Annotated in this window: 8 protein-coding genes and 7 pseudogenes; 1 reads left to right on the top strand and 14 read right to left on the bottom strand. The window is 51.6% G+C overall.

Annotated elements, in window-relative coordinates; all coding sequences use genetic code 11:
• Window positions 1-121: 121 nt before the first annotated feature.
• From OKW98_RS22275 to OKW98_RS22245, 7 genes and pseudogenes are all read right to left on the bottom strand, one after another.
• Window positions 122-725 (bottom strand): annotated as a pseudogene (locus OKW98_RS22275) (type IV secretion protein Rhs); the annotation flags it as partial.
• Window positions 726-748: 23 nt separating this feature from the next.
• Window positions 749-1132, bottom strand: coding sequence for a hypothetical protein (locus OKW98_RS22270; protein ID WP_074890381.1), 384 nt, complete (start codon window positions 1130-1132; stop codon window positions 749-751).
• A gap of 207 nt (window positions 1133-1339) precedes the next feature.
• Window positions 1340-1897 carry an imm11 family protein gene (locus OKW98_RS22265; RefSeq protein ID WP_265386691.1) on the bottom strand — a complete coding sequence of 186 codons (558 nt, stop codon included), beginning with the start codon at window positions 1895-1897 and terminating at the stop codon, window positions 1340-1342.
• A 264-nt stretch (window positions 1898-2161) separates the two neighbouring features.
• Complete coding sequence (locus tag OKW98_RS22260) at window positions 2162-2956, bottom strand: hypothetical protein (protein WP_265386690.1); 795 nt, start codon at window positions 2954-2956, stop codon at window positions 2162-2164.
• A gap of 8 nt (window positions 2957-2964) precedes the next feature.
• Window positions 2965-4746: pseudogene (locus OKW98_RS22255) on the bottom strand (RHS repeat domain-containing protein); the annotation flags it as partial.
• A gap of 119 nt (window positions 4747-4865) precedes the next feature.
• The gene (locus OKW98_RS22250; protein WP_265386689.1) at window positions 4866-5429 is read right to left on the bottom strand and encodes an imm11 family protein; all 564 of its coding nucleotides are present in this window, start codon (window positions 5427-5429) and stop codon (window positions 4866-4868) included.
• Window positions 5430-6926, bottom strand: a pseudogene (locus OKW98_RS22245) (RHS repeat-associated core domain-containing protein).
• A 153-nt stretch (window positions 6927-7079) separates the two neighbouring features.
• Between OKW98_RS22245 and OKW98_RS22240 the strand changes: the two are divergent.
• The gene (locus OKW98_RS22240; RefSeq protein ID WP_265385849.1) at window positions 7080-8057 is read left to right on the top strand and encodes an IS5 family transposase; all 978 of its coding nucleotides are present in this window, start codon (window positions 7080-7082) and stop codon (window positions 8055-8057) included.
• A 276-nt stretch (window positions 8058-8333) separates the two neighbouring features.
• Here the strand turns inward: OKW98_RS22240 and OKW98_RS22235 are convergent, their stop codons facing one another.
• From OKW98_RS22235 to OKW98_RS22215, 7 genes and pseudogenes are all read right to left on the bottom strand, one after another.
• Window positions 8334-8696 carry a hypothetical protein gene (locus OKW98_RS22235; RefSeq protein WP_265386688.1) on the bottom strand — a complete coding sequence of 121 codons (363 nt, stop codon included), beginning with the start codon at window positions 8694-8696 and terminating at the stop codon, window positions 8334-8336.
• A pseudogene (locus OKW98_RS27685) lies at window positions 8696-9013 on the bottom strand (HNH endonuclease); the annotation flags it as partial. The gene OKW98_RS22235 and the pseudogene OKW98_RS27685, both read right to left, overlap by 1 nt.
• 90 nt (window positions 9014-9103) lie before the next feature.
• Window positions 9104-11184 (bottom strand): annotated as a pseudogene (locus OKW98_RS22230) (RHS repeat-associated core domain-containing protein); the annotation flags it as partial.
• Window positions 11185-11242: 58 nt separating this feature from the next.
• Window positions 11243-11653 carry an immunity 22 family protein gene (locus tag OKW98_RS22225; RefSeq protein ID WP_265386686.1) on the bottom strand — a complete coding sequence of 137 codons (411 nt, stop codon included), beginning with the start codon at window positions 11651-11653 and terminating at the stop codon, window positions 11243-11245.
• 260 nt (window positions 11654-11913) lie between these two features.
• Window positions 11914-12324: an SMI1/KNR4 family protein gene (locus OKW98_RS22220; RefSeq protein WP_265386685.1), complete on the bottom strand. Its 411-nt coding sequence runs from the start codon at window positions 12322-12324 to the stop codon at window positions 11914-11916.
• Window positions 12318-12545 (bottom strand): annotated as a pseudogene (locus tag OKW98_RS27680) (HNH endonuclease); the annotation flags it as partial. The pseudogene OKW98_RS27680 and the gene OKW98_RS22220, both read right to left, overlap by 7 nt.
• Before the next feature lie 177 nt (window positions 12546-12722).
• Window positions 12723-16563: pseudogene (locus tag OKW98_RS22215) on the bottom strand (RHS repeat-associated core domain-containing protein); the annotation flags it as partial.
• Between the last annotated feature and the right edge of the window lies 1 nt (window position 16564).

Genomic DNA, 16564 nt, shown 5'->3' with positions numbered 1-16564 from the left:
GTTCTACTTCATATTCAGGGCTCGCATCATCGAACCACCAACCTTGGGTCTTACAAAAGTTAACAATCTTTTCGGAGAGCATTTTATTTATCCACAGTTTGCAGCGACTCTGGAACCACCAGACCAGCGTAGTCAGCTGGTGATAGCTGTAGCTGACGGTCCGACCAAGCGGATCAGTCTCTTCAACCAGACGCGCGTATTCGTCGTACTTGAACGTCAGACGGTTGCCATCTGGCAGCGTCAGTCCGGTCATGTTCCCGTTGTCATCGATCTCGATCTCGATCGCGTAACGTTCGCCACCGTAGTCACGGCCGGCGAAGACGCGATGATCTTCGTTGTAGTGCACCTCCAGCCCGCGGCTCAAGACGTCAACCGCCCAGGAAATCCGATTTTTGAAGTCGTAACGGAAATGAAAGTGCTCGCCGTCACTGGTCCAGTGCTCCATCACGCGCGGCTGACCGTCACGGGTTTCCCGGCGGTAGTTGCAGCTCAGGCCCGGGGCGTTGCTGTGACTGACATCACGCCGTCGGCGTAGCTGAAACGACGCATGGGTGAGCTGACTGTCGTTGTCGTACCGATACTGGACGAGGGTTTCAACGGCCAAGTGTCGACCACGCGTTTGACGTCGGTCAAGCGGCCCAGCGGATGTAGTAATCCAATTGGACGCGCACGCCGCCAGTAGCACTGATGTCAGTGAGCGTGCCGGCGACGATGCACGTGAAATACGGTTCAAATGACTCCGTATTCTTCACAACGATAACTCGACATGACTTCCGCAAAACATATCCTGCAGCGCGTGCTTCAATGCAGATTTTTGATCTTGCGAGTGATCCCTATCTTGAAAAAACTTAGCCACATGGGTTCTCGCCCCGAAGAATTCCGCAAACTCAGGTCTAACTACTAATTCCAACCTATCGGAGTGGTAGGAGATTTTTTCTATCGCATTAGATCTCTCATATTTAGATTCATCTGTTAGAAGCCCGATACCATCATCCACGGTAGCGTTATCTTCATCATCCAAGCGCGTAATGATGATGAAGTTCGAAGGGTTTTCGGGATGATCGCCCAAGCCAACGGTCATAACTCCATCTTCTTCATAACTTCTTATAGTAGACGCGACAAAGCTTTTCATTGATGATTCCTCAGTTAGCCGCAGGCATCCGATCGCCTTCGTCGTAGGCGTTGTCCTGCCGTGCATCCTGATTCACCTTAACTCCATATTTTTTGCAGCTGCTCCGCCCTATCGCCGTAGCCGATTCCATCAACCCATGTCACATGCCCGCCCAAGCTGTGGCTACCTTGGCCCGTCAGAGCGCTGTTGGTTGTGAAAGCATACTATTCAAAAACTGTTCTTTACCAAGCGATCTTTAAATTGAACACCAACTATTTGATTTGAGTCGAACAACCGCTTCACCCGCTCAACTGCCAGCATTACCGTAAAATCCTCTTCCGCCCGAAATATGTCAACAGCTGGAGAAATGTCTTTTTTAAGCACAATATCCGTGTATTTTTTTGGACCATCGGGGATATAACTCAACAACGGCTCGCACTTTGAATTTTTTGAATCGAAAGCTGCCAACGCATTGGTAGTATTTACGACTTTATAACCCTTATACTCCTTACCTTTGATATATATATCGGCATCGATGAACTGCAAGCCAGAAATGTTGGAGCTTACTAAAATATCGTAAAGCCTAGGACTGATAAAATTAGGACCATCGCTGAAGAAAAAGTCAAATCCCAAAACCCTTTCTAGACTTACGCGCTTGTCTAAGCGTAACTCTAATGGCCAGGTACCAGTCACCTCAGCGCCGGTTTTTAGTTCTATTGAATCTTGTCCCGTCAGGATCTTACTCTTGAACCAGTAACTTTCCGGATAAGTGTCCGATATTTGCATAATAAAAGCCTTAACCACAGATAGCCCCCTTACTGAACTCTTATTGAGAATTGTTCTCCAGGTCGCAGACCTTTTCATTCATCAGCAATGACGCTGTCGACCGCGTAGCGGTTTTTCCAGATGGTGCTGTTCGAGAACGGAGATCCAGCTATCGATATTAACCAGCATTAACACCTGAATCATGAATAGAATGGCTGGGATAAAGTTTTCAGCCACCTCTCTAAATGAGTCTTAAAGAGCACTTAAGAGCCAAATACAAAAAAATCAATTTTTCAAATAATCACCAAACCAAAAATTCACAGCATTCTCATTAATTCCATACTCACCCAGCCAGAAATCAACGGGATAGCTCCAGTCGGTGGACCTGGATTTCTTTGGAACCAAGCCAATATTTTTATATTCGTTTAGGAATCCTTTGTGTTCAGGCGTCTCAAGTACTCCTAGATGACCAAGCAAGTCAAGTAATCCTCTAGACTCATCTTGGGAAAACTTGAGCTCGTTAATCCCTCTAATTTTTTTTTCCAAAATAACTGGTGTATCACCAGCGCTGGCCGAGCTCAGTACAGACAGCACAGCTTTCATTTTTTTCCCAGAAGGAACAGAGAATTCACGCTCCCTATTGCTCTCAGCCAAGAAGAAATATAGCTGCTCCGGAGCTCCATTATTAGTTGAGCCCCCGAGATAACGCATCGCATTAACTAGCGTGAAGTCAACTTTTCTTTTTTTGAAACCGCTGCAAATATCACATTGAATACCAGCGTGCGACTCAAACTTATGATCTGGGAATTTTTGCATTATTGCATAAGCCGAAAGCGCAGCTCTTTTTTGAGGCTCATTGTTCTCCAAGCCCGAAAGAAATTCTTGCACCACTTTACTTTTCTCAGCCTTAGCCATTTCAATGTGAAGCTTCTCAATCAGATCGTCATGCTCCATTTCGACGACCGGGAAAATCATCTCATATTCTTTTAATACCTCAATAGAAGATGAGTCCTGCATGTTATCAACAGATCCACTTCGCAAAAAATCCTTCAATGCCTTATTTAGTTTCGTATTAATCATAAAACACCTTAACAAGTAGCGCCTTTCACATTAGAAGGCTTTCCAGCAATATTAGAAGATTTTCTGGTTTCGATCCCGGGCAACGCACTGACCTTACTAGCGCCTTTCGCCTCGAGGTAGGTGCTCGCTGCACTCATTCTTTCCGCGCCAACGCGTGTTGAGAGCTTGGCCTCGGATATACCCTGAATTTTGTTACCTCTAACATTAGCACTGCCACGCCCCAGCACCTGACGCTCCCGAATACCTGAGCTTTCGATACCTCGGACAGTGTCATATGATGTCCCTTTAGCAGTAACTTGCGTAATACTATCCCCACTCGCCAACCGTGGACCATCTGCTGCTACCGTGCCTTCGTGACGGCGCATCACATCACTGAGCGAAGCGTTGTCGGATGCCCGGCCGTGATAGAAAACATCGCCTTTGGCATCTGACAGAAAATAGTTCCAATCCAGCCCTAGGGGGTCAATCCAGGCAACAGGGTTATTACAGTACCCATAGAAATTAGTCCCCCCATCTAACCCAATCGGATCTTGCGTTATAAACCGCCCAATCTCCGGATCGTAATACCTGAACGTGTTGTAGTGCAGTCCCGTTTCCTCGTCAAAGTACTGACCTTGGAACCGCAGATTCTGTTCAATCTCACTTACCGCAAGCGACTCGATCTCCCCCCACGCCTTGTACGTCGCCTGCCAGACAATCTGGCCATCCACATCCGTCATCTCCAGCGGCGTGCCGATCTGGTCGGTGTGGAAGTAGTAGAGCTTTTGCTCTGGCTCACCCTCGTTTTGGTCGACCCGGGCAAGTGGCGCATAGCTGCCCGGCTCGTAAATGTAGAGGCTACTCTGCGCCGGCGTTTCCTCACGCAGCAGGCGCAAACCTTGCCAGAGGAATTGCTTGTGCTCGGTTTGGCCTGCAATCTCGGACGTCTTCCCAACTCGGCGACCCAAGCTGTCATACCGATACGTGCCAACGCTGTGTACCTGGCTGTTAACCATCGTTTCCGCACGCACAAGCCGGTTTTCGCAGTCGTACGTAAACGTCTGCAGCTTGGTTAACCCTGACCGTTTTTCAATCAGGTTGCCCCAAGCGTCGTAGGCATATTCCTTATCACGCCAATGTCTGATGCGGTTGTCTTTGACGTGGTCGAACTGGCTGGTATTGAAATTCAGGCGATTGGCTGCCGCGTCATACCGGAACTCTTCGCTATCAACCAGGCGGCCAGTATCACGACTGTGCAGCTGGCCGTTCGCTTCATACTCGTACTTGATCTCGCCGCGTAGTTTGTCGAGGGTGCGGGTCAGTTCGCCAGCCGGATCGTATTGGTAGCGGCGGTGGATAGGGTTGTAGGCGTGGTCGATCAGCAGGCTGTTATTGCCGGGGTTGTGGATCTGTGAGAGCTTTTCGCCAGGTATCTTCGATGCGAACTGCCAGCTCTTGCGCCCCATCGCATCGTAACCAAAGCAGCTCGTAAGTTTGCCTTGCGTACGATAAACCTCTCGATGCAGATCATCGCGCTCCATGTCGCTGATCAGCAGACCGTCGAGGTTAAGTTGATGCCGGTGGCCGCTGCCGTAGTAAAGATGATTAAGGTGCTGGCCAGTCGGCAACGTCAGCGTGGTCAGGTTACTGAGCGGATCGTATTCGTAGGCCAGCGCACCTTGCGGTGTGGTCTCTTCGATGAAACGCTCCAGCAGGTCATAAACACGATTAAGGTGCTCTGCCGTCACATCCAGTTGTTTGCCGGCATTAGTAGGCTGGAACTGGATGGTGAGCAACTGGTGTTGCTGGTCTTGATGCGAAGATGAATAGTATTAGTAATGGCTGCGCTGCCGTTACAATCTGCCCTGATACAAAGCTTTCAAATCAGGTGCATCGTAACTACAAATCGAAATCCCAGTTCAGCGCTTTACTACATACTACCTTTCTCCGAGCAGAACTCCACACCCTTGACAGAATTATTCTTAAAGTGTTCAGCAATATCATCAGAAACTACTAGGTGAGAGTTGCTTTCCGAAGCACGAAACATACCGCTCTCCGGCATTTTATCGAGCAGCACAATCCTACTAAATTTCTTCGGGCCATCTGGCATTGACTTGATAAGTGATTTATAACTCGAATTTGCCATATCAAATGCAGACTCCGACCTAAGGTAGTTAATAATAAAATAATCATCATAGCTTTTGCCATTAATCGTAACGTCAGCACAGATCAGTTGGACATCGCTTGCAAATGTCGAGGAGTTAATAATTTCAGCGAGCCTGGCGCCAACTAGATCCGGGCCATCGCTGAAAAAATAATCATATTGGCGGAAAGCACTCAATGAAATCTTTTTTGCAAGAGTTACTTTCGGCTTGGCACCAACGGCAGAAAGCTTTTTACACTTATAAAATTCTAAATGATCAAGACTATTTGTGTGATCATAACTGAGCCAATAACTTTCCGGATACCCCTCTGAAGGTGTAAGCAATTTCATTTAACACGCTCCCGCCCTAATAGAATTTTTGTTCAATTTTGTCTCCCCTTTGCGGAGCCCTTGCCGGTTCTCGACGATCACGTCGTCGAGAGCCGTCTTGTATTGCTGCTTGGTCCACCCTTGCTCACGCCCAACTCTCTCGATCTCATTCAGATTGCCCCGAACTTCGGCAGTGTATCCCGGATGTGGGCCCAAGTGGACAGTTCGTACAGGATGGTTTTCCGCGTGGGTTGGTAGATAAATTATGTTATTCGATGCATGGATATTCATACCTGACGCCTTTAGCACCGGGTGGCCAGAGAGCTGCCGGGGGATGATGTGATGTTTCTGAAACCCTGGTATCCCAGGCATTGTGTTGTAAGTCACTAGGCCAGTAGGATCCAACCACATGAGAGGGTTAGGCACATACTGATAGAGATTAAATCCACCTTCCAACCCAATCGGATCCTGCGTAATAAAACGCCCAACCTCCGGATCGTAGTACCTGAACGTGTTGTAGTGCAGTCCCGTTTCCTCGTCAAAGTACTGACCTTGGAACCGCAGATTCTGTTCAATCTCACTTACCGCAAGCGACTCGATCTCCCCCCACGCCTTGTACGTCGCCTGCCAGACAATCTGGCCATCCACATCCGTCATCTCCAGCGGCGTGCCGATCTGGTCGGTGTGGAAGTAGTAGAGCTTTTGCTCTGGCTCACCCTCGTTTTGGTCGACCCGGGCAAGTGGCGCATAGCTGCCCGGCTCGTAAATGTAGAGGCTACTCTGCGCCGGCGTTTCCTCACGCAGCAGGCGCAAACCTTGCCAGAGGAATTGCTTGTGCTCGGTTTGGCCTGCAATCTCGGACGTCTTCCCAACTCGGCGACCCAAGCTGTCATACCGATACGTGCCAACGCTGTGTACCTGGCTGTTAACCATAGTTTCCGCACGCACAAGCCGGTTTTCGCAGTCGTACGTAAACGTCTGCAGCTTGGTTAACCCTGACCGTTTTTCAATCAGGTTGCCCCAAGCGTCGTAGGCATATTCCTTATCACGCCAATGTCTGATGCGGTTGTCTTTGACGTGGTCGAACTGGCTGGTATTGAAATTCAGGCGATTGGCTGCCGCGTCATACCGGAACTCTTCGCTATCAACCAGGCGGCCAGTATCACGACTGTGCAGCTGGCCGTTCGCTTCATACTCGTACTTGATCTCGCCGCGTAGTTTGTCCAGGGTGCGGGTCAGTTCGCCAGCCGGATCGTATTGGTAGCGGCGGTGGATAGGGTTGTAGGCGTGGTCGATCAGCAGGCTGTTATTGCCGGGGTTGTGGATCTGCGACAGCTTTTCCGCCGGAATACTTGACGCAAACTGCCAGCTCTTGCGGCCCATCGCGTCATAACCAAAGCGGCTCGTAAGTTTGCCTTGGGACCGATAGACCTGCGAGGTGCAGGTCATCGCGCTCCATGTCGCTTATGACCAGACCGACGAGGTTCAGTTGGTGCAGGTGGCCGCTGCGTAATACAGATGGTTCAGATGCTCGCCCGTCGGCAATGTCAGCGTGGTGAGGTTGCCCAGCGGACTGTATTCGTTGGCTAGTGCACCTTTAGGGAAACTCTGAAAAAGACTTCCAAATCTGGTGAAATACGCCAGTCCCAAGCACTGAACGGTTGAGTCCCGATGAAGCAGATGTCCTTCGCTGACGCCGAATACGCTGGCAAACGCAAACAAACCCGCCGTGAACGCTTCCTGATCGAGATGGATCAGGTTGTGCCCTGGAATGGCTTGGTCAAACTGATCGAGCCGCACTATCCAACGGGAGAAGGTGGTCGTCCGGCATACCCGTTGATGGCGATGTTGCGGGTTCATCTGATGCAGAACTGGTTCGGTTATAGCGACCCAGCTATGGAAGAATCGCTGTACGAAACTACGATTCTGCGCCAGTTTGCCGGGCTGCATCTGGATCGGATTCCAGACGAAACCACGATCCTCAACTTCCGCAGATTGCTCGAAAAACATGAGCTGGCCGGTGGGATTTTGCAGGTCATCAATGGCTATTTGGGCGACCGTGGTTTGTTGTTGCGCCAAGGCACCGTGGTCGATGCGACGATCATTCATGCGCCGAGTTCGACCAAGAACAAGGACGGCAAACGCGACCCTGAAATGCATCAAACCAAGAAGGGAAATCAATACTATTTCGGGATGAAATCGCACATCGGTGTCGATGCCGAATCCGGTTTGGTGCATAGCGTAGTGGGCACTGCGGCGAATGTGGCGGACGTAACCCAGGTCGATCAGTTACTGCACGGAGAAGAAACTTACGTCTCTGGCGATGCCGGTTACACCGGCGTCGAAAAGCGCCCCGAGCATCAAGATCGCCAAATGATCTGGTCGATTGCTGCGCGGCCCAGCAGCTATAAAAAGCATGCAAAGAAGAGTCTGATCGGGCGCATGCGTCGCAAAATCGAATACGCGAAAGCTCAACTGCGCGCCAAGGTTGAGCATCCGTTTCGAGTAATCAAGCGCCAGTTTGGTTATACGAAAGTACGCTTCCGAGGCCTGCTGAAAAACACTGCGCAGCAGACCACGCTGTTTGCTCTGTCGAACCTGTGGATGATGCGAAAACGATTACTCAATGCAGGAGAGGTACGCCTTTAATGCGGAAAATGAGTGCTGAAAAGCGCTTGTACGCAGAAAAAAGCGGGGATTGAGAGAGCAAAAGGTCTAATTTTCGATTGAGTCGACATTTTTTGAGCCTCAAGCAACGGGGCTGTTAAAAACGCGTGCCTACTTCAGACCTTCCTTAGAGATCAAGAAGTGTGGGCACGGGAATCTGCCCACACTCAGGCTTCATAAGCCATCCCTCGCGCTTTACAATCGCTACAAAATTATAGATTATAAAGTTCTCCCTAAATGACTGCTCAGCGTACACGCTCAAGCAGAAGGCGTCAGTTTATGATCTAAAAAATCATCATTCTCCATATAGTAATTCAATGCCTCAATAATCTCACCGATGGATGCCTGAGGTTTTTGGGTGAGCGCGTTGATCATTACGTCCTTGAATTGCTCACCATAATAAAGTAGGTGAAGATTATTTGTAGTTACAAAGGTACTGTAGTGATCTTTATCGTTAACCACATCTGGGTAATCGTCGAGATAGCAAACAAGATCAGCCCTTATTCGATCAGCGGCGTCAGAAGAATAGAGACAAAGATCATCATCAAACTCATGCCCCAAACGTACCGTCTCGATTAAGGTGCTTATTAAGATAGGTTCTTTTACTTCGAAAGTATTCATTAGCAGCATCCTTTGAGTGATTTTCCGGTTTTCCCATTCAGCTTGCCTTTTCTCCCAGGCTCACCTCCTCCCCATATGTCCCGGCCGCCCTTGCCTGTAGGGTGATAAATGCCGTGTTTCGACGCATGATCTGCTCTGTCTACAAGTTTTAAAACGCCAACATCTTCATGGTGGTGCCAAGTCAAGCCTGCAGGGCTCTTAGACATTTTGGGACTTTCCATCCAGGATTCCAGTTGAGGATATCTGCCCAACATATCTCGCCGAAATGCGGGATCACCATTCATATTTTTAATGAAGCTTTGGTTGGCACGATTGAACTGAACAGAGTCACTTGAGTACTGCAGATCGGAGGGCACTTTAAAGCTGTCAAAAGAGTGGTAAACATTTTCCGCCCTGATCCCCATCCAACCCATTGGATCTAGCCACGATTGAGGGTTGGGCGCGTATTGATAAAGATTGTATCCACCGGCCAAGCCGATCGGGTCCTGGGTAATGAAACGCCCTGACTCAGGATCGTAATACCTGAACGTGTTGTAGTGCAGCCTCGTTTCATCGTCAATGTACTGACCCTGAAACCGCAGATTCTGTTCAATCTCACTTACCGCAAGCGACTCGATCTCACCCCACGCCTTGTAGGTCGCCTGCCAGACAATCTGGCCATCCACATCCGTCATCTCCAGCGGCGTGCCGATCTGGTCGGTGTGGAAGTAGTAGAGCTTTTGCTCTGGCTCACCCTTGTTTTGGTCGACCCGGGCAAGTGGCGCATAGCTGCCCGGCTCGTAAATATAGAGGCTACTCTGCGCCGGCGTTTCCTCACGCAGCAGGCGCAAACCTTGCCAGAGGAATTGCTTGTGCTCGGTTTGGCCCTCGATCTCGGACGTCTTCCCGACGCGCCGCCCCAAGCTGTCATACCGATACGTGCCGACGCTGTGCACTTGGCTGTTAACCATCGTTTCCGCGCGCACAAGTCGGTTTTCGCAGTCATACGTAAACGTCTGCAACTTGCTCAGCCCTGAGCGCTTTTCAATCAGGTTGCCCCACGCGTCGTAGGCGTATTCCTGATCGCGCCATTGGTTGATGCGGTTGTCTTTGACGTGGTCGAACTGGCTGGTGTTGAAGTTGAGCCGATTGGCCGCAGCGTCATACCGGAACTCTTCGCTATCAACCAAACGCCCGGTATCGCGGCTGTGCAGCTGACCGTTTGCTTCATATTCGTATTTGATCTCACCGCGCAGCTTGTCGAGGGTGCGGGTCAGTTCGCCCGCCGGATCGTATTGGTAGCGGCGGTGGATAGGGTTGTAGGCGTGGTCGATCAGCAGGCTGTTATTGCCGGGGTTGTGGATCTGCGACAGCTTTTCGCCAGGTATCGTCGATGCGAACTGCCAGCTCTTACGCCCCATCGCATCGTAACCAAAGCAACTGGTGAGTTTGCCTTGAGTTCGATACACCTCCCGGTGCAGATCATCGCGCTCCATGTCGCTGATCAACAATCCATCGAGGTTGAGTTGGTGCAGGTGGCCACTGCCGTAATACAGATGGTTCAGGTGTTGGCCCGTCGGCAATGTCAGCGTAGTCAGGTTACTGAGCGGATCGTATTCGTAGGCCAGCGCACCTTGCGGTGTGGTCTCTTTAATTAACCGGCCCAGCAGGTCGTAAGCGAATTCCAGCTTTTCTGCGCCGATGCCGAGTCTTTTACCAACATCTGTAGGTGAACGCTCAATCGACAGCATCCGATCGCCTTCGTCGTAGCTGTAGTCCTGCCGCGCATCCTGATTGACCTTGGCCAGCAGCCGCCCAATCAAATCACGCTCAAACTCCGTACTGCGTTGCGGTCTTTCCGCTCGTTCTCCGTAGCCGATCTCATCAACACGCGTCAGATGCCCACCCAGGTTGTAGCTAAACCGGCGCGTGAGGTTGTCGATGCGTTTCTCTTCGATCAGTCGATCCGACGCATCGTAAGCAAATTCGTAAGCCGCATTGTTTTCGTTGACCAACGCTGTCAGCCGAATCGCTTTGTCGTACTCGTAGCGAATGCGCTGACCCTTCGCATCCTGTCGGCTTGAAGGCAAACCGCGCGCCGTGCGCAACAGCCGCGTGGTCTGACCCTTGCCATCGGTGTGCGTCAGCGCCTGGCCGAGGAAGTTGTAGGTAAACGACTCAGTCGTACCATCCGGATGCTCGATGCGCAGCACTTCGCCGTCGGGTTTGCGCTCAAGCCGTGTAGTCTGGTTCAGCGCATCTGTCACAGCGATCAGGTGGGACCGGTCGTCGTAGGTGTAGAAGGTGTTTTTGCCCGAGCAATCCTGAAACCGCTCCACCTCCGCCAGCGCGTTCCACCAGAGGTGTTTCGATTTAGAATTCGCATCAATTATGGTGTGCGGTAAGCCGTCGTCGCTGTTGAGCTGCTCGGCCTTATGCCCGAGCGCGTCGTATAAAGCGATAAGGTAGCTTTCTCGTTGTACCGGGCATTCCAGCCGCTGCCATCCGGAAGGCAGTTTTGGTGATCACGAGGTACTTCTAGCAGAACAGCAGCTCTCGACCTGAATTCAATTGCCCTCGTACAAGCCAATATACTTGAGCCCATTGTAGTTCTGCTTATACGGAGTAGACACAGCTATTCCACCGTCCGAATACCAAAACATGGCATTGGCTTTATGCACTCCCAAGTTAAAGCATTCGGCCTTCACGTTTTCTAGCTGAGACGGGTCAATGGTAGACTCCTGGAGTAGAACATCCAACTCGACCTCTTTATCTTTCCTAGGAATGATACCAATAAAATCTTCGTCATACCGCCTTTGCCCGATATCCTTACAAAATCCGCAAACTTTGTACGACGGCTCATCCAGCTCGGAGTTATAGTCCAGCTCAAAGTATTTCTGATACACCGACTCCGGCTCAAAATTAGTACCGATCCAGAGATGCACTTTGTCGTACCGCTCAATATGATACTCATCCACCTAGGACGCTCCTCATAACCGAGATCTAATCGCATTCAAATAAAATGGATATTGTCGCGTTGTTAGTCACCACTCAAACCCTGTTTTCATTGCTTTAGGTTCATCTACAGTTAAACCGGCCCCGCATAAGCATTATGGTGGGTCGGTCCAACTAACAGGGCTAGATGCGTATCCATGGAAATTAAGACTGCCGGCTAATTCGATCTAAGCTTTAGTGTTCAAGATCGAAGAGCTTGTCAAGCGGCAGATCAACCGATACGTTATTTAAGCGCAGCAACAAAACTGTCAAACGACGAGATGACCGGCTCCATACGCTCTTCATCTTGAAGCCACAAGTACACCTTTCCATAATCCTCCCCCCGTAATGACAGCATGAAGCTATTGCCACCATCATCATATGCGAAGGGGACCAGGCCTTGCGTCAAGCCATCATCACGGTAGGAATCTTTAATCAACAATTCAATCGATGGATTCCCATACTTGATTGGGTTAAACCCTCCGATGGAAAAGCAGAAGTCGTCCCCGTCGAATTCTGTCTTTAAGGGATATCCTCCATTGTTATGAAGATAGAGTTTTTTAAATGTTTGAGGAAGGCTACCTTTAACAAGCTGTTCGACCCCAATGAAATCCTCGAAGCTGATCTGGCCATATGACTCTTCTAAATCTAGCATGATGTTCCTCCTACTTTACCGGATGAGCTTTTGGGGGAGCTTGAGCGCCTTGCTGGGAAAGTATATGTTTTTCCAGTGGCCGCCTTGTATTGAGCAACCCCACCCTTGTGAGGTACCCCTTGATGAGCTCCTTGCTCTACGAGCTGCATCGTACCTCTATTCGTCTTTGGATCGTAATCATCAAGGTGGTGCCATACATAGCCGCGCGGGGCACTTTTTTGATTTAGGCCGGCTTCTTTATTTGCCAACTCAAAATCTTTAATGTAATCACCACTGTATTCTATAGAAATGATGGGATTCACATTTGGATTCTTGGCAAACAACGCATTACTTTCCGCATAATTTAAACCGCCCGCGCTGTTTTGTACAACTCCGTTATAGCCTCGCTCGGCAAGCTTACTTAGCGCATCGAGACCCAGTGGGTCCATCCATCCTAATGGGTTATTAACATACTTATAGAGGTTGAGACCGCCACTTAAACCGATTGGGTCTTGCGAAATAAACCGTCCAATCTCCGGATCGTAATGTCTAAATGTGTTGTAGTGCAGACCCGTTTCGTCGTCAAAGTACTGACCCTGAAACCGCAGATTCTGCTCAACCTCACTCACGGCAAGCGTCTCGACCTCGCCCCACGCCTTGTAGGTCGCCTGCCAAACAATCTGGCCGTCAACATCCGTCATTTCAAGCGGCGTGCCGATTTGGTCGGTATGGAAGTAGTAAAGCCTCTGCTCCGCCTCACCTTCGTTTTGGTCGACCCGGGCTAGCGGCGCATAGCTTCCGGGCTCGTAGATATAGAGGCTGCTCTGCTCTGGGGTTTCCTCACGCAACATCCGCAGGCCTTGCCAGAGGAACTGCTTGTATTCTGTCTTGCCGTTTATTTCCGAAGTCTTCCCAACCCGCCGACCCAGGCTGTCATAACGATACGTCCCAACGCTGTGCACCTGGCTGTTGACCATCGTTTCCGAGCGCACAAGCCGGTTTTCGCAGTCGTAGGTAAACGTCTGCAGCTTGGTTAACCCTGACCGTTTTTCAATCAGGTTGCCCCACGCGTCGTAGGTGTATTCCTGATCGCGCCATTGCTTGATGCGGTTGTCTTTGACGTGGTCGAACTGGCTGGTGTTGAAGTTGAGCCGATTGGCCGCAGCGTCATACCGGAACTCTTCGCTATCAACCAAACGCCCGGTATCGCGGCTGTGCAGCTGACCGTTTGCTTCATATTCGTATTTGATCTCACCGCGCAGCTTGTCGAGGGTGCGGGTCAGTTCGCCCGCCGGATCGTATTGGTAGCGGCGGTGGATAGGGTTGTAGGCGTGGTCGATCAGCAGGCTGTTATTGCCGGGGTTGTGGATCTGCGAGAGCTTTTCGCCAGGTATCGTCGATGCGAACTGCCAGCTCTTACGCCCCATCGCATCGTAACCAAAGCAACTGGTGAGTTTGCCTTGAGTTCGATACACCTCCCGGTGCAGATCATCGCGCTCCATGTCGCTGATCAACAATCCATCCAGGTTGAGTTGGTGCAGGTGGCCGCTGCCGTAGTACAGATGATTGAGGTGCTGGCCAGTCGGCAACGTCAGCGTGGTCAGGTTACTGAGCGGATCGTACTCGTAGGCCAGCGTTCCTTGGGGGGTGGTCTCTTTGGTGAGGCGGCCAAGCAGGTCGTAGACAAATTCCAGCTTCTCTTCGCCGATGCCAAGCTTTTTACCAATCGCTGTAGGCAAGCGCTCAATCGACAGCAGCCGGTCGCCTTCGTCGTAGCTGTAGTCCTGCCGCGCATCCTGATTGACCTTGGCCAGCAGCCGCCCAATCAAATCACGCTCAAACTCCGTACTGCGTTGCGGTCTTTCCGCTCGTTCTCCATAGCCGATCTCATCAACACGCGTCAGATGCCCACCCAGGTTGTAGCTAAACCGGCGCGTGAGGTTGTCGATGCGTTTCTCTTCGATCAGTCGATCCGACACATCGTAAGCAAATTCGTAAGCCGCATTGTTCTCGTTGACCAGCGCGGTCAGGCGAGTCGCTTTGTCGTACTCATAGCGAATGCGCTGTCCCTTTGCATCCTGTCGGCTAGAAGGGAGCCCGCGTGCAGTACGGAGCAAGCGCGTGGTCTGACCCTTGCCATCGGTGTGCGTCAGGACTTGGCCGAGAGCGTTGTAGGTAAACGACTCAGCTGTGCCATCCGGGTGCTCGATGCGCACAACTTCGCCATCAGGTTTGCGCTCAAGTCGTGTCGTCTGATTCAGCGCATCGGTGACGGCGACAAGATGGGCGCGATCATCGTAGGCGTAAAACGTGCTTTTACCTGAACAGTCCTGAAACCGCTCGACCTGAGCGAACGTGTTCCACCAGAGATATTTCGATTTGTAGGTCGCATCGATGATGGTGTGCGGCAGGCCGTCTTCGCTGTTGAGGTACTCGGTCTTGTGGCCGAGTGCATCGACTTCGGCGATGAGATTACCTTTTTTATCGTAGCGGGCTTTCCAGACGCTGCCGTCTGGGTAAGAAACCGACGATACCAGCGTAGTCAGCTGGTGATAGCTGTAGCTGACGGTCCGACCAAGCGGATCAGTCTCTTCAACCAAACGCGCGTATTCGTCGTACTTGAACGTCAGACGGTTGCCATCGGGCAGCGTCAGCCCTGTCATGTTGCCGTTGTCGTCGATCTCGATCCCGTACCGCTCACCACCGTAGTCACGGCTGGCGACGACGCGATGATCCTCGTTGTAGTGCACTTCCAGCTCACGGCCCAAGACATCAACCGCCCAGGAAGTCCGATTCTTGAGGTCGTAGCGGAAATGGAAGTGTTCGCCGTCGCTGGTCCAGTGCTCCACCACGCGGGGCTGACCGTCAAGGGTTTCCCAGCGGTAGTTGCAGCTCAGGCCCAGCGCGTTGCTGTGACTGACCATCACGCCTTCGGCGTAGCTGAAACGACGCGTTGAGTCGCCGTTGCGGTTGATCACTTCGGTGAGCTGCCCGTTGTCGTCGTAGCGGTACTGGACGAGGGTTTCAACGGCAAGATTATCGACCACGCGTTTGACGTCGGTCAGGCGCCCCAATGGATGGTCGTAATCCAGGTGGACACGTACGCCGCCAGTGGCACTGATGTCAGTGAGCGAACCGTCGACGGTGTAGGTGAAATGCAGAAAATGCCCCAGTGCGTTTTCGATGCGCTGGATCGGCGTGGGCGTGTTGTCTTCCGGAACTTCGCCGAAGTAGAAGAAGATGTTGTCGAGGGTTTGCAGGAGGTAATGCCCGCCCTCGGTGCAGACCAGATAAACCTGTTCGTGGGGGTTATAGATCCGCTGGCCCGGTTCGACATTCACGAAAGGAACGGTTCGACCCTGATTATCGGTGAGGTAAACGAAGCTACCTGTGCGGCGCAGACTCTGTTCCCACGGCAGGATCCAGCCACGGCCCAAAATGCTATCTACGGCGAGATCGCTGGCATAGAAGCGGGACCACTCGATCGGCATCAGGCCGGGCAGGCTGAAATCAACTTCATCGGGTATGAATTTACGGCCTGTGGTCATATCAACGGGGTTGCCTGCATGACCGCCGACCGCACGCTCGATGGCGGGGCCCACCACATATCGGCTGGCGACTTCACCCGCCACAAAGCCTGCGGTGAACTTCATCACGCACGGCATGACCGCTTTCATGCCTGCCTGGGTGCCTTGCTTAATCAGTTGGGCAATCCCGCCGGCAGCACCGGCCACAGCCATCAACACATCAACGGTTGTGCGCAACCAGCCTGGAATTTCGTCGTCGACGGGTAAATAACGGTAGGTACCGCCGCCGATGAAGACGTTATCCGAGCCGCTGGAAAATGGTACTGCCACAGGTGAGCTTGTCTTTTTTGCGCGCCGCCGCTGTGCCGTTGATGAAGACGTTGGTGGACCCCTCGGCCACCTGCGCGGGCGCCCCCGGATGCTTGCTGCATGCGCCTAGACTTTGGGCGACATGCGCCGCTTGGCGACTGTTAACGAAGACGTTTGGCGAAGCGGTCACGATCGTGCCGGAAGGGGACGAAAATAAACTACCCAAGGCTTCTCCCGCAGCAGTGAGCAGGCTACCTCCAACGCCTGCTGCCATCCCTGCGAGAAGTGCGACGCCAAAACCACAGGTGAAGGTTGCGATAGCAACCGTGGCTACAAGCGCAATGCCCAAGGCAGCACCGAGGAGAAATCCCCCCAAGGCACCGGTGTGCGATATCTCATCACCGAACCGAGCGGCTTCAAACATG

It is taken from the genome of Pseudomonas sp. KU26590 (assembly GCF_026153515.1).
Taxonomy (GTDB): domain Bacteria; phylum Pseudomonadota; class Gammaproteobacteria; order Pseudomonadales; family Pseudomonadaceae; genus Aquipseudomonas.
The sequence above is the reverse complement of the archived record's forward strand: the minus strand, read 5'-3'. Positions and strand labels throughout refer to the sequence as shown.

Bases quoted from the DNA above. Each gene is read 5' to 3' on its own strand.
- OKW98_RS22270 (WP_074890381.1), bottom strand. From the start codon at position 1,132: ATGAAAAGCTTTGTCGCGTCTACTATAAGAAGTTATGAAGAAGATGGA.
- OKW98_RS22265 (WP_265386691.1), bottom strand. From the start codon at position 1,897: ATGCAAATATCGGACACTTATCCGGAAAGTTACTGGTTCAAGAGTAAG.
- OKW98_RS22260 (WP_265386690.1), bottom strand. From the start codon at position 2,956: ATGATTAATACGAAACTAAATAAGGCATTGAAGGATTTTTTGCGAAGT.
- OKW98_RS22250 (WP_265386689.1), bottom strand. From the start codon at position 5,429: ATGAAATTGCTTACACCTTCAGAGGGGTATCCGGAAAGTTATTGGCTC.
- OKW98_RS22240 (WP_265385849.1), top strand. From the start codon at position 7,080: ATGAAGCAGATGTCCTTCGCTGACGCCGAATACGCTGGCAAACGCAAA.
- OKW98_RS22235 (WP_265386688.1), bottom strand. From the start codon at position 8,696: ATGAATACTTTCGAAGTAAAAGAACCTATCTTAATAAGCACCTTAATC.
- OKW98_RS22220 (WP_265386685.1), bottom strand. From the start codon at position 12,324: ATGCTAGATTTAGAAGAGTCATATGGCCAGATCAGCTTCGAGGATTTC.